15 protein-coding genes are annotated in these 12,543 nt (G+C 46.6%); 10 read left to right on the top strand and 5 right to left on the bottom strand.

Features of this window, described 5'->3' with window-relative positions; genetic code table 11:
* The first annotated feature begins 12 nt into the window (after positions 1-12).
* Positions 13-129 (top strand): sugar transferase, encoded by a 117-nt coding sequence (locus tag BLU57_RS13500; RefSeq protein ID WP_371113171.1) that lies wholly within the window; start codon positions 13-15, stop codon positions 127-129.
* Positions 130-246: 117 nt separating this feature from the next.
* On the opposite strand, the gene BLU57_RS13495 is transcribed toward BLU57_RS13500, so the two are convergent.
* Entirely contained in the window at positions 247-639 is a 393-nt protein-coding gene (locus BLU57_RS13495) for a hypothetical protein (protein ID WP_090321924.1), read from the bottom strand.
* Positions 640-1,057: 418 nt separating this feature from the next.
* Here BLU57_RS13495 and iscR point away from each other — a divergent pair, with 418 nt between their 5' ends.
* The 8 genes from iscR to BLU57_RS13455 all read left to right on the top strand — a co-directional run bounded on the left by iscR (position 1,058) and on the right by BLU57_RS13455 (position 8,106).
* Complete coding sequence (iscR, locus tag BLU57_RS13490) at positions 1,058-1,468, top strand: Fe-S cluster assembly transcriptional regulator IscR (protein WP_090321922.1); 411 nt, start codon at positions 1,058-1,060, stop codon at positions 1,466-1,468.
* Positions 1,469-1,702: 234 nt separating this feature from the next.
* Positions 1,703-2,044, top strand: a complete 342-nt coding sequence (locus BLU57_RS13485) for a HesB/IscA family protein (RefSeq protein ID WP_090321920.1) — start codon at positions 1,703-1,705, stop codon at positions 2,042-2,044.
* A gap of 121 nt (positions 2,045-2,165) precedes the next feature.
* Positions 2,166-3,602, top strand: a complete 1,437-nt coding sequence (gene sufB, locus BLU57_RS13480) for a Fe-S cluster assembly protein SufB (RefSeq protein WP_090321918.1) — start codon at positions 2,166-2,168, stop codon at positions 3,600-3,602.
* On the top strand, positions 3,599-4,393 hold the full coding sequence (gene sufC, locus BLU57_RS13475; RefSeq protein ID WP_090321914.1) for a Fe-S cluster assembly ATPase SufC: 795 nt from the start codon (positions 3,599-3,601) through the stop codon (positions 4,391-4,393). The genes sufB and sufC overlap by 4 nt, the downstream gene beginning before the upstream one ends.
* Positions 4,390-5,697 carry a Fe-S cluster assembly protein SufD gene (gene sufD, locus BLU57_RS13470; RefSeq protein WP_090321911.1) on the top strand — a complete coding sequence of 436 codons (1,308 nt, stop codon included), beginning with the start codon at positions 4,390-4,392 and terminating at the stop codon, positions 5,695-5,697. The genes sufC and sufD overlap by 4 nt, the downstream gene beginning before the upstream one ends.
* Positions 5,694-6,953 carry a cysteine desulfurase gene (locus tag BLU57_RS13465; RefSeq protein ID WP_090321908.1) on the top strand — a complete coding sequence of 420 codons (1,260 nt, stop codon included), beginning with the start codon at positions 5,694-5,696 and terminating at the stop codon, positions 6,951-6,953. The genes sufD and BLU57_RS13465 overlap by 4 nt, the downstream gene beginning before the upstream one ends.
* Positions 6,953-7,432 (top strand): Fe-S cluster assembly sulfur transfer protein SufU, encoded by a 480-nt coding sequence (gene sufU, locus BLU57_RS13460; RefSeq protein WP_090321934.1) that lies wholly within the window; start codon positions 6,953-6,955, stop codon positions 7,430-7,432. The genes BLU57_RS13465 and sufU overlap by 1 nt, the downstream gene beginning before the upstream one ends.
* A 113-nt stretch (positions 7,433-7,545) precedes the next feature.
* Complete coding sequence (locus tag BLU57_RS13455) at positions 7,546-8,106, top strand: NifU family protein (protein ID WP_090321904.1); 561 nt, start codon at positions 7,546-7,548, stop codon at positions 8,104-8,106.
* A 60-nt stretch (positions 8,107-8,166) separates the two neighbouring features.
* Here the strand turns inward: BLU57_RS13455 and efp are convergent, their stop codons facing one another.
* From efp to BLU57_RS13435, 4 genes are all read right to left on the bottom strand, one after another.
* Positions 8,167-8,730, bottom strand: a complete 564-nt coding sequence (efp, locus tag BLU57_RS13450; RefSeq protein WP_090321901.1) for an elongation factor P — start codon at positions 8,728-8,730, stop codon at positions 8,167-8,169.
* Between the two features lie 81 nt (positions 8,731-8,811).
* Positions 8,812-9,948: an elongation factor P maturation arginine rhamnosyltransferase EarP gene (gene earP, locus BLU57_RS13445; protein WP_090321900.1), complete on the bottom strand. Its 1,137-nt coding sequence runs from the start codon at positions 9,946-9,948 to the stop codon at positions 8,812-8,814.
* Between the two features lie 88 nt (positions 9,949-10,036).
* Positions 10,037-10,810 carry a DUF4126 family protein gene (locus BLU57_RS13440; RefSeq protein ID WP_090321898.1) on the bottom strand — a complete coding sequence of 258 codons (774 nt, stop codon included), beginning with the start codon at positions 10,808-10,810 and terminating at the stop codon, positions 10,037-10,039.
* Between the two features lie 48 nt (positions 10,811-10,858).
* Positions 10,859-11,299, bottom strand: a complete 441-nt coding sequence (locus BLU57_RS13435) for a universal stress protein (RefSeq protein ID WP_090321896.1) — start codon at positions 11,297-11,299, stop codon at positions 10,859-10,861.
* Positions 11,300-11,642: 343 nt separating this feature from the next.
* Between BLU57_RS13435 and BLU57_RS13430 the strand changes: the two genes are divergently transcribed.
* Positions 11,643-12,470 carry an SH3 domain-containing protein gene (locus BLU57_RS13430; RefSeq protein WP_090321893.1) on the top strand — a complete coding sequence of 276 codons (828 nt, stop codon included), beginning with the start codon at positions 11,643-11,645 and terminating at the stop codon, positions 12,468-12,470.
* Positions 12,471-12,543 lie beyond the last annotated feature (73 nt).

Here is a 12,543-nt window from a genome sequence, read left to right as displayed (position 1 = left end):
GTGCTGGAAAAAATGAAAGCCCGCATCGAGCACGATCTCTATTACCTCAAAAACTGGTCCATCTGGCTCGACCTCTGGATCATCTTCAAAACCGTCTGGATCGTGCTCAAAAAAGATAATGCTTACTAGCTTCAGAAAATTCGATATGACAAAGTCATCGGGTAGCGAAACACGATAAAAAATCTTTGAAAGACAATATTCAAATTGAAAAGGCCAGCCGTTCTAACTGGCCCTCCCCTTTACTGCTTATACAAAAATAGCAGTCAATTTCGCCAACAATCCATTGAATATAGGTTGGAATACACCCAAGAAATTATTCAATTGCAGCACACCGACAATGAGGATCATTAAACCGCCGGCAACTATGCCATATTTGAGGCCCCGTGCAAAATTGGCCGATGCTGGCGCACGTGTGTATGTTTGATTGGAAAACGCCAAAAATATTTTTAGTATCCCCAGCAACACACCCGTGGCAATACAGCCTAGAAACAGATGCAGCGCACAAAACACGCGCTTGGTCAGATTCTCGTCAGCGAACTCAAGACTTGAGAAGCGAAGACAAACAATAATCACAAAGAGCAAAATGAGGGAGTTCCAAAAACCTCCGAATCTCATTCTAAACTCGCTTTCCATACTCATATTCCTCTCCCTCTTAACAAAATAATTTAAAGATTATCCAAGCTTATAAAACTATCAAAAACGATCACGAATTCATGTACTCGACGTCAGCAAAAAAAGCGTATACATGTACAAATACCGATCACTCTTTTTTTATCTTTCAGGTTATTTTAGAGCTTGATGATTATAGCTAAATTAGTTCTATTTGTAGTCTTACCCACTAACAAATTTATTCATTTTGTTTTAACTTATCTATCATGCAGTTAACCATCAGTTAAGAGCGCATTCCCAAAGAATCTCTACAAGCTTTGCACAAAAAAGATTTATAGTTGACTAAATCAATCAGGTATTGTATAGTTGACTATATTGATCAAGTATTATTTAACGACAAGTATCTTATATAACCATCAACCCACCCGATTCTTACAAGGAGTCAATCATGAGATTAACAACGAAAGGAAGATTTGCAGTAACTGCACTATTAGATCTTGCTTTACAACAAAGCAATCATCCCGTAACGCTGGCTGACATCAGTCAGCGGCAAAAAATCTCACTCTCGTATTTGGAACAGCTGTTCGCAAAATTGCGCCAATCTGAGCTTGTGGATAGTGTTCGTGGTCCCGGGGGCGGTTACTGTCTGGCGAAAGATTTGGACAAAGTTTCGGTGGCCGATATTATTCTCGCCGTCGATGAGCCTATTGACGCAACGCAATGTGGCGGTAAAGAAAATTGTCATAACGACGGAAAGTGCATGACACATGACTTATGGGCAAAATTAAATGAACTTATTTTCGAATATCTGGGTGCGGTAACACTAAAAGAACTGGTTGATAATCAAATAAATCAATAGGATGGCACCATTATGCCGCTCCTTGATATGCGTGAATCAACCGCTGCGTAAATTGAAACCAGTTGATCAAAGCACTCAATTTGCCATGAGATCACAATACTTTACAGAACATTTTAATTGAATCTGTGTCCAATTTTCCGGTAACTTCGCTGATATCTGAAGCCCGTTTAATAGCACAGAATTGATAAAATTAAAGTATCGCACCTGATTTTAAATTGAGAAAATTGAACTGTCATGCCAATTACATTAACTGAAAATGCCGCGAAACATGTCCGGCAACAACTTGCAAAACGAGGTAAGGGTTTTGCCCTGCGCGTCGGGATCAAGAAATCCGGCTGTTCGGGCTTTGCTTATACCTTTGACTATGCGGATGAGATCAATTCGAATGACCAATTATTCGAGTCTCATGAAACCAAGGTTGTTGTAGACACAAACAGCTTGCCTTATCTGGACGGATCGCAAATTGATTTTACCAAAGAAGGTCTTAATCATTCTTTCAAATTTATCAATCCTAATATCGATAATACCTGCGGCTGCGGAGATAGCTTCAGTGTTAAAGAATCTGCTAAGATTTAAGCAGTAACGACTTCAATCACAGTGGTTTCTCAATTTGCGAATTAACCAAACCAGGTATCCGGCAATTTAAGATTCAAAGCGATCTGTTTCAAACAAAAGATACTAAAAAGGAATAAACCAAATGAGTGCAGTATTGCAAAGTCTGGTTAATCAACCGTACAAACATGGCTTCGTTACCGATATTGAGTCCGATATCGCTCCTAAGGGATTAAATGAAGAAATAATCCGGTTAATATCGGCTAAAAAAAATGAACCCGAGTGGCTTTTGTCATTCCGTCTGAAAGCCTATGAAAAATGGCTGACTATGACCGCACCCGAATGGCAGAACGTGCACTATCCAAAAATCGATTTCCAGGATATCAGCTACTATTCAGCACCAAAGCCGAAGAAAAAACTGGCCAGCATGGATGAAGTCGATCCTGAATTATTACGCACATTTGAAAAACTGGGCGTGCCGATGCACGAACGCGCTGCATTGGCTGGTGTCGCTGTCGATGTGATATTCGATAGTGTTTCAGTGGCCACCACTTACAAACAGAAACTGGCGGAAGTAGGCATTATTTTCTGTTCCATCTCGGAAGCTGTACATACTCACCCTGAGCTTATTCAGAAATACTTGGGTTCTGTTGTTCCGGTTGGCGACAATTACTTCGCGGCTTTGAATTCCGCAGTATTCACCGATGGTTCTTTCTGCTTCATCCCGAAAGGCGTCAAATGCCCCATGGATTTATCCACCTATTTCCGCATTAACACGGAAGGTTCCGGGCAATTTGAAAGAACGCTGATCATAGCGGAAGAAGGCGCATCCGTTTCCTATCTAGAAGGCTGCACTGCTCCGCGATTCGATACGAATCAACTGCATGCTGCTGTTGTTGAACTGATCGCCTTGGATAATACGGATATTAAATATTCAACAGTACAAAATTGGTATGCTGGTGATGAAAATGGAGTCGGCGGTATCTATAACTTCGTCACGAAACGAGGATTGGCCAAAGGCGTCAATTCGCGCATTTCCTGGACGCAGGTGGAGACCGGCTCTGCGATCACATGGAAATATCCCTCCTGCATTTTGCGCGGCGATAACTCTGTCGGCGAATTTTATTCGGTCGCAGTCACGAACAATTATCAACAGGCTGATACCGGCACCAAAATGATTCATATTGGAAAAAACACACGCAGCACCATCGTCAGCAAAGGCATCACCGCAGGTCATTCCAATAGCAGCTATCGCGGATTGGTACGGATCGCGCCAACTGCGGAAGGTGCACGCAACTACTCGCAATGCGACTCCATGTTGATCGGTGATCAATGCGGCGCGCATACGTTTCCGTATATTCAGGTGCACAATAACAGCGCCAAGGTTGAGCATGAAGCTTCCACGTCAAAAATCGGTGAAGATCAGCTCTTTTACTTTTCACAACGTGGCATTGACGCCGAAGAAGCTGTCTCAATGATTATCAATGGTTTCTGCAAAGATGTATTTCAACAATTACCGATGGAATTCGCGGTTGAAGCCACCAAGCTTCTGAGCTTCAAGCTGGAGGGCAGTGTCGGATGATTATTGCAAATAGCCACACCATCCTTTCGGTGCAAGGCCTGCGCGCCAGCATCAACGGCACTGAAATTCTCAAAGGGATCGATCTCACGGTCAAAAGCGGTGAAATACATGCCATCATGGGCTTGAATGGATCGGGTAAAAGCACTTTTGCCAAAGTCTTGGCTGGTCATTCCGCATATGAAGTCACTGGCGGATCGATTCAATTTGCAGATAAAAACTTGTTGGAATTACCCCCCGAAGAACGCGCCCGTGCCGGATTATTTCTTGCTTTTCAATATCCGATTGAAATTCCAGGCGTAGCTAACACGCAATTCCTTCGCCTTGCCTATAACACGGTGCAAACACAACGCGGCAAAGAAGAATTGGATCCGCTCGAATTCGATGATTTTGTACGTGAGAAAATGAAATTACTGGAAATGAAACCTGATTTTCTCGATCGCAGCGTCAATGAAGGCTTTTCCGGTGGTGAAAAGAAACGTAACGAAATCTTGCAAATGGCCTTACTGGAACCCAAATTGAGCATACTGGATGAAACCGACTCAGGTCTCGATATCGATGCGCTCAAAATCGTCGCCAATGGCGTTAACCGGATTACCAACAAAGACAATGCAACGATTCTGGTAACCCATTATCAGCGCTTATTGGATTATATCGTGCCGGATTTTGTGCATGTCATGCAGGCGGGCCGTATTGTCATGACCGGCGGCAAAGAGCTCGCATTGGAATTGGAAACGCGCGGTTATGACTGGATCACTGCAAACAAGCAGCCGGTTGCCGGAGTTAACGCATGAGTGAAGCGATCAATACCAGCTACCTTGAATGCCTGCTGAAGTCCTGGCAGGCAAAGCCGGCTGAGTCACGAGCTTGGCTGAATCAATTGCGTGCCCAGGCCATCGATTGCGTCAGCACACAAAAACTGCCGACCAAGCGTGACGAGGAATGGCGCTTTACGGATATTTCGCCGCTCACTACCCTGCCCTATCGGCCATCTCAACCGGGTTCGGCCCTAAAAATAGAAGACATTCAGCATTTGTTTCTGAATGAGGCAAAAAATCGCCTGGTATTTGTTGACGGCCATTTCTCTCAGTCATTATCGGCTATCGCCGAACCTGCGGCACTGATCGCTGGTAATCTATCGGCATTGTTATCTACACAGGCATCGATCCTGGAATCTCATTTAGGTCAGCACGTGCCATTTGACCACAATGTGTTTGCCGCATTGAATACCGCTTTTCTGCAGGATGGCGCTGTCGTCATCGTACCCAAAAATACCGCCATTGCAGAACCGGTTCACCTGCTGTTCATAGCAACACAACGTGAAGTTACCAGTTACCCGCGTTGCTTGTTAATCGGCGAAACGGGCAGTCATGTCACGTTGATTGAAGACTACGCCACGCTTCAGCATGCTGCTTACATTACCAATTCAGTCACGGAAATCAATCTGGCCGGTAATGCGCATGCCAAGCATATTCGCGTGCAGCGCGAAAGCGCGAAAGCTTTTCATTTGGCGAATTGCGCGGTATCGTTAGCGCATGCCAGCAATTATCAATCGATCAGCATTTCGCTTGGATCGCAGATTTCCCGCTATAGCCTGGATGTGCGCTTAACCGATGAAGCAGCTGAATGCAGCATAGACGGATTGGCATTGATATCGGATCGCCAACTGGCCGATACCCATACTTGTATCGATCATGCCAAACCGAATGGCACCAGCCATCAGCAGCATAAGTGCATCGCCGACGACGCGTCGCACGCCGTGTTTAATGGAAAAATCATCGTACGCCCTCAGGCGCAACGCACTAACTCATCTCAATCCAGCCGTAACTTATTGCTGAGTAAAACAGCACAAGTGGATACCAAACCGCAGCTGGAGATTTTTGCCGATGATGTGAAATGTTCGCACGGCGCAACGGTCGGGCAGCTCGATCAGGAAGAGATTTTTTATTTACGCAGCCGGGGGTTGTCAGAAACGGCTGCACGCAATTTATTAACGTATGCCTTTGGCGCCGAAATAATCAGCCGTATCCCTGTTTCCTCGCTTAGGCAGCAACTCGAGCAAGCGGTACTCGATCAAACACAGAGTAACCCATCATGACGCCCGTGAATGCTTCATTGAAATCTGACGTTTCTTCCAGCCCAGACTGGGAAAAGATTCGCGCCGATTTTCCAATTCTGCAGCTCGATATTGATGGTAAGCCATTGGTCTACCTTGACAATGCAGCATCCAGTCAAATGCCGCAACAGGTGATTGATCGCTTGGTGCGATATCAGACGACGCAGCATGCCAATATTAACCGTGCTGTCCATTATTTATCCGAGGTCGCCACACTGGAGTATCACAACGCGCGTTGCAAGTTGCAGCAATTCATCAACGCACGCGAAGACCGGGAAGTCATTTTCACCAGCGGTACGACCGATTCCATTAACCTGGTGATGCATGGTTATGGCCGGAAATTTATCAAAGCAGGCGATGAAATCATTCTGACCACATTGGAGCATCACTCCAACATCGTACCGTGGCAAATGCTGGCTAACGAGAAAGGCGTAACCATCCGCGTTGTTCCGATCAATGACAAGGGCGAAGTGGAGATTGATGAATATGAGAAATTATTTAACGAACGGACCAAGTTTGTTGGCCTGATCCACGTATCAAACGCACTCGGCACGATCAATCCCATCAAAGGAATGATCGATTTCGCGCATCGGCACGGTGTTCCGGTATTGATTGACGGCGCGCAGGCAGCACCGCATATCACCATCGACGTGCAAGCGCTCGATTGCGATTTTTATGTCTTTTCCGCCCATAAACTGTGCGGTCCGACCGGCGTCGGTATTCTTTATGGCAAAGCGGCTTTGCTTGAAGCGATGCAGCCCTTCAAAGGCGGCGGTGACATGATCACTTCCGTCACATTTGAGAAAACGATCTACAACACCATTCCGCATAAATTCGAAGCTGGCACGCCGCCCATCGCTGCCGCCATCGGTTTCGGCGCAGCCGTTGACTATTTAACGGCGATCGGTATCGAACACATCGCTGCTTATGAATTAGGATTACTGGAGTATGCCACGGCATGTCTCAATGACATCCCCGGGGTCAGGATCATCGGCACCGCCGCGGAGAAAACAGCGGTCATTTCCTTCGCCATCGACGGCATTCACCCGCATGATATCGGTACGATCTTGAATCAGGATGGCATTGCAGTCCGCACGGGACATCACTGCGCCCAGCCTGTCATGCAACGCTTTAATGTACCGGCCACTTCACGCGCCTCATTTGCTTTTTACAATAAGAAAACAGAAGTTGATGCTTTGGTGGCGGGCATTAAAACTGTCCAAAAGATTTTTTTATGATGCATACCAATTCACTGTATCAAGAGGTCATCCTTGACCATAACAGAAAACCGCGCAACTACGGCAAGCTGGATCACGCCAGCCATCATGCCACCGGGCATAATCCGCTCTGCGGCGATCGCCTCGATATTACGCTGCAACTGGAAGACGATCAGATCAATAACATCGCGTTTCAAGGCGAATCCTGCGCCATCTGCAAAGCATCCGCTTCGATGATGACTGCGGCGGTGAAGGGAAAATCGCGTGAAAATGCGGAAATACTGATTCATGAATTCCGTGAACTGGCTACCGGAAAACTGGATACCAATCAACCGCATCATTTGGGCCGATTGACTGTTTTCTCCGGCATACGGGATCTGCCGACACGGGTTAAATGCGCGATTTTACCGTGGCATACATTACATGCCGCGTTGAATTCGCTCGACGGCGCATCGACAGAAGCAGACGATTCCGCGCCACCGATACCGAATCATTCTTAATGTAACAAAACAACGTTCAACGCCAGGTTCGTATGATGTTGACTCGATCTCATATTACGGCCCTGTATAACCTCACCGATTAACTGTTGGATTCAATATTACCACCCATCAAAATGCCAAAAATTGCTGATATTGAAGGTACGCCGAATAAAAATGCCTTGAAGTTTATCCTCAAGGAACCACTGACTTGGGGTGTTGCACGTTCGTACGATAACGCCGAAGCTGCCAAGGACGATCCATTGGCTTCCGCGCTATTCGACATCGATCATGTCACGAATGTTTTTTACATTGATCAATGGATCACCGTCACCCAAGACGGAGATGCCAATTGGCAGGATCTGGCACGCGAAATCGCCGATCCTATCCGTGCGGCGCCAGCCGCTACGGCGCAATCCGCCGAAACAGTAGCGGCTGCTAGTAGTGCACTCGCCGATTTAAGTCCGGAAGACCAATTGCGTCTGGAGAAAATCAATGTCCTATTGGATGAAGAAGTGCGTCCGTACTTACAGCACGACGGCGGCGATTTGCATATCCTGGGACTGGAAGGCAATATTTTGCGCATTCATTATCAAGGCGCATGCGGCACCTGCCCCAGTTCGATATCCGGCACCCTGAGAGGAATTGAGAACATGCTGAAAACGCTTGAGCCGGACATTCAAGTCATCGCCAGTTAGCACCCCAATAAAAAAGGTGACCTCGGTCACCTTTTTTATTGGGTAGATCACAGTGATTGATCAAACACGCTTTCTGAATTCGTGGTTATGCGGATCAATTTCGATCTTGTCGCCAATTTCCACAAAACCGGGAACCTGGATTTCATAGCCTGTTCCCAAGAGCCGGGCTGGTTTCATGATCTTTCCAGTGGTATCGCCCCGAACTGCCGGTTCGGTATATTCCACTTCCCGCACAATCGTATTCGGTAATTCAACGGAAATCGCTTTGCCATCGTAGAAAGTGACCTGACAAACATCTGTCATGCCATCGATCAGATAATGCAGAACATCCGACATATTGTCCGCTTCCACTTCGATCTGATTGTAATCGGCATCCATGAAAACATAGAGCGGATCGGCATAGTAGCTGTAGGTACAATCTTTTCTATCGAGAACGACCAAATCAAATTTCTCATCCGCTTTGTAAACCGTTTCCGTCGTGGTACTGGAAAACAAATTTTTCAGCTTCATTTTAACCACAGATGCGTTACGGCCAGATTTCGTAAATTCTGCTCGCTGCACAACCATAGGGTCATTACCAACCATGACGACGTTACCTGAGCGTAATTCCATTGCGGTTTTCATATTTCTGTCAGTTCCAAAATTAAGTTATATGCAAAGTTGATGTTATGTTGTAGCGCCAACATCCGATTCAAAAACGGCGAATTATAGCTGATTTTCAACAAACTGCACCAGACCGGATACTAAATCATCCTGCTCGAGCAATTGTTTAATCCATTTTTTATTATGCTGCATCAGAGACTCACGCAGTGCCAAGAAGTTCATCCACACGGTAGCATTTAATGCCTTCCCGCCATTCCAGCAAAACCACATTTCACGCACCGCGATGGCCATTTCCGGCGGCATATCCACAGTATAAAGATCAAGAAACGCTTCCAGCTTTTTCCAATGCACGCCTTCGGCCTGCGGATAAATATTCCAAATAAAAGGATTGCCTGCCCACTGCGCACGGACAAAGGAATCTTCACCGCGCACAAAATTGATATCGCAGCTCCACAGCAACCGGTCGTAATCATTTTGCGCCATAAATGGAACGATCTGTACGGTTAACTGCTTATGTTTGATTAATGACTCATCGGGTGAGGCTGCATGACTTAAGATTGCCACGATGCGATCCGCCGCACGCCCCTGCGGTACAATCAGCAAAACCGGATTTAAAGAGTCTGACAACAGCCCGATCAGGTTCTCAATCGGCGCTGAATCGTAACAAAACAGCGCGATGCGGATCTCATCGGTCCGGCACTCACACAGGCCCTTTTGATCCAAAAACAATCGCTTTGCAACACCATCAAAAACTTCTCTTTGCGTCAGTAAATTCTTTTCCCGCAACAATCCGCCCGTGCCCTTCACAAATCCAGGAAAAAAGAATGTCTTGCTTAAAGGAAAACGCGGATGCGGTGAAGGCAAGCCGTGATATTGCGCGACCCAAGGCTCGGCACTGAGATATTCCAGATTAATCCAGACGGGCCGCTTGTGCTTGCGCACCATCGCGGCAATATATACATCAGGCAGCTCGCAGGCGAATGCTTCAATCACCGCGTCAGCCGGTTCAACATCCAGGAACACCGTTTGCCAATGGCAGACTTCAACGCCTTGCACGTTTTGCTGTTGAATTTCCGCATTTACGTCCGGTGCAATGCAAGAAAAACAGAGTAAATCATCGACCCATAACCGCACCTTCTGGTTATGATCCTGTGTCAATTGCTTTGCCAAACGCCAACATACACCGATATCGCCAAAGTTATCGACAACCGTGCAAAAAATATCCCAGCGGCGTTGCATAAAATTCAGGATTAGAAAAACACTCTTCCGTCACGCATTGATAAAGGCGTTACACTATTTCGCACAACACTGCCAAGGCAGGATGGGCTCAATGGTTACCATCGTTCAGAATTTTTTCTTTTTGCTGCTCAAATTCCTGTTCCGTCAGAGCCCCTTGGTCGCGCAGTTGTTGTAACCGTTCCAAGGCCGACAGGTGATGATGTCTATGCACGGAAATGCCCGTGTCTAATTCAGCTGAGGTAACCGGTCCGGTATTCACGAAACCAAAAAATTTTCCTATTCTGGCGAGCAACACTTTGATCAAACGCCATAACTTCGGCAGTAACCAAATGGCAATGCCGATAAAAATGATCAACAGGATGAGAAAGATTTCCGGGTGCTTTACTGCGGTCCACATGCCTGAAAACACCAAGAAATCCCCGGTAAGCGAGGCCGACCAGTTGGTAAAAGGCTCGGGGGAGGTATTGATCAACAACCTTGTACCTGCTTTGGTCGCATGACTTGTAGCGGCCAAGCTGCCCCCCAGAATACCCGCTGCAATCTCAAGCGCCGGCGTCACATCGCCGACCGCGCCTGCCGCCAGCATGGCGCCAGCCGGAATGCGCACAAACGTTTGAATGGAATCCCAGGCGGAATCCACACCGGGTATTTTGTCGATAAAAAATTCGATGAAATACATCACGGCAGCGGCGCCGATCACCAATGGGTCTTCCAATACCGTCAGCTCGGCTGGCAGGTCAATATGACCGGTCGAACCACCCCAGCCCAATACCAGCAAAACCGCATACAGATTGATACCGCTCGCCCAGGAAACACCCATCATCAAGGCGATTGTCGTGAGTAATGCTTCGTAATTTTCCATAATCTGATTTTCTTAATGAATACGTAGACTTATTCTTGATGGCGAAGATCAACCGCCACGGATCAGAAGAATCGGGATATCCGCCGTGCGCAATATCCCTTCTGCAACACTACCCAGCAGCATACGGCTAAAACCGGATCGGCCATGGGTCCCTACAATGATCAGATCCGCTTGCGTATTTTTCGCTTCGGCGGTAATCACATGGGCGACACGTTCCCCATTGGTTTCGAGTAACTTTGTCTCCACCGGCACTCCGGCCTGCTTTAATTTCATCTGTGCTTCGGCAAGTATTTTCTCGCCGCTGCGTCTCAACGAATCGACCATTTCGGCATAATTGAGATAATTCTCCTCATCAAAATACCCGATTTCCTCCAGTACATGAACCACTTCCACGTGTGCCTTGTGCTGTTGCGCAAATTTAATCACTTCGGCCAATGCGCGCCCGGATGTTGCACTGCCGTCAACCGGCACTAAAATTCGCTGATACATGACACCTCCATAAAAGTAGTAATATATTCAGGAGCTTTAACAAAGTAAGAAAGTTTGCACAGTACCTGGATAGTGACAGTACCACATTGTATTTTGAAACAATAAAAATGCATACAGCGAATTTCTTTCTCCCAGTATGCCTGAACACCTGGAAAACCGGTCGATTCTTCAGTACACTTAATTTTGGTACCTTTTGCGTTCTTTATGAATGCTTGATTTACCAGATTATAAAATAATCAACTGAGAATCTTATTTTTCTCGTATCCACTGAAACCCATCGCATTTCACTATTCGTAGCTCAAACCTATACGGATACAGCGATAAAATCTACCGGGAAGATAGTATGCTGAATCAGTCAGAATTACAGAACAATAAGACGATAAAGTTTTGGTTTCATGCATCATTACCACGTCTTTGTAAAAAAGCTTATTCACTATCGAATCTGCTGATTCTTATCACTATTGCCCTGAATTTCGCCGGATGCGCTTCCCAGGAGCAACTTCCTCCCCCGGTTATTGAAGCAGCACCCGTCACTTCTTCACAGGAAGAAAATCTGCGCAAGGAAATCGCTCGCCTGGAAAAATTGCTCGCGGAAAAAGATGAATTAATCAAGAATCAGCAAATACGCCAGCAAAACCAGGCGCAAGTTCTGCGAGAAGTCAACAAGGAAGCAACGCGGGCGCAAGTCAAGCTGCACAGACTCGCCACCAAGCCTGGCACGGCTTCCGCCATCGCGGAAACCGAGGTGGCGCTGGCAAATCTGAAGCAAACGAAAGTTTCTCCAGCGAACCAGGTGCTGCAAATTCAAGCCAAGCATTTGGTCGATACCGCCTCGATACTGTTTGCCAAGGATCAATATGCCTCGGCCATGAATTATATTACCCAGGCCAAGCAATTGATCAGCTTGATCACAACCCCCAATCACAAAAAAACGGCCGATGAAAATAACTCGCTGCTGGAATTTCATACACCGATAAAATTGCACGCCAAGGCAAACATCAATTTACGCAAAATGCCTAGCGCCAATGCGCAATTATTGACCACATTGAAAAAAAATACCGTGGTCATCGCGAATGCCAGTCAGGGTTCATGGTTGCGCGTTCAAGTCGACGAGAAACAAGGCTGGGTTCTCAATACCGGTCTTGAAGCCGGCAAAAATCACCATCCTTAACAGGCCGTTGAGAAACATCCGAGAGGCGAAGCAAGCAAGAAAGCGCGGTCTACGCGTGATGATGCACGATGAG

This window comes from Nitrosomonas oligotropha, assembly GCF_900106555.1.
Taxonomy (GTDB): Bacteria; Pseudomonadota; Gammaproteobacteria; order Burkholderiales; family Nitrosomonadaceae; genus Nitrosomonas; species Nitrosomonas oligotropha_A.
Note: the sequence above shows the minus strand (reverse complement) of the source record. Positions and strands in the feature narration are given on the sequence as shown.

What these genes read in the sequence shown, in the direction of transcription:
- BLU57_RS13495 (WP_090321924.1), bottom strand. Translation starts at nt 639, where the DNA reads ATGAGTATGGAAAGCGAGTTTAGAATGAGATTCGGAGGTTTTTGGAAC.
- BLU57_RS13500 (WP_371113171.1), top strand. Translation starts at nt 13, where the DNA reads ATGAAAGCCCGCATCGAGCACGATCTCTATTACCTCAAAAACTGGTCC.
- sufC (WP_090321914.1), top strand. Translation starts at nt 3,599, where the DNA reads ATGATTATTGCAAATAGCCACACCATCCTTTCGGTGCAAGGCCTGCGC.
- sufB (WP_090321918.1), top strand. Translation starts at nt 2,166, where the DNA reads ATGAGTGCAGTATTGCAAAGTCTGGTTAATCAACCGTACAAACATGGC.
- BLU57_RS13455 (WP_090321904.1), top strand. Translation starts at nt 7,546, where the DNA reads ATGCCAAAAATTGCTGATATTGAAGGTACGCCGAATAAAAATGCCTTG.
- BLU57_RS13430 (WP_090321893.1), top strand. Translation starts at nt 11,643, where the DNA reads ATGCTGAATCAGTCAGAATTACAGAACAATAAGACGATAAAGTTTTGG.
- BLU57_RS13485 (WP_090321920.1), top strand. Translation starts at nt 1,703, where the DNA reads ATGCCAATTACATTAACTGAAAATGCCGCGAAACATGTCCGGCAACAA.
- earP (WP_090321900.1), bottom strand. Translation starts at nt 9,948, where the DNA reads ATGCAACGCCGCTGGGATATTTTTTGCACGGTTGTCGATAACTTTGGC.
- sufU (WP_090321934.1), top strand. Translation starts at nt 6,953, where the DNA reads ATGCATACCAATTCACTGTATCAAGAGGTCATCCTTGACCATAACAGA.
- sufD (WP_090321911.1), top strand. Translation starts at nt 4,390, where the DNA reads ATGAGTGAAGCGATCAATACCAGCTACCTTGAATGCCTGCTGAAGTCC.
- efp (WP_090321901.1), bottom strand. Translation starts at nt 8,730, where the DNA reads ATGAAAACCGCAATGGAATTACGCTCAGGTAACGTCGTCATGGTTGGT.
- BLU57_RS13440 (WP_090321898.1), bottom strand. Translation starts at nt 10,810, where the DNA reads ATGGAAAATTACGAAGCATTACTCACGACAATCGCCTTGATGATGGGT.
- iscR (WP_090321922.1), top strand. Translation starts at nt 1,058, where the DNA reads ATGAGATTAACAACGAAAGGAAGATTTGCAGTAACTGCACTATTAGAT.
- BLU57_RS13435 (WP_090321896.1), bottom strand. Translation starts at nt 11,299, where the DNA reads ATGTATCAGCGAATTTTAGTGCCGGTTGACGGCAGTGCAACATCCGGG.
- BLU57_RS13465 (WP_090321908.1), top strand. Translation starts at nt 5,694, where the DNA reads ATGACGCCCGTGAATGCTTCATTGAAATCTGACGTTTCTTCCAGCCCA.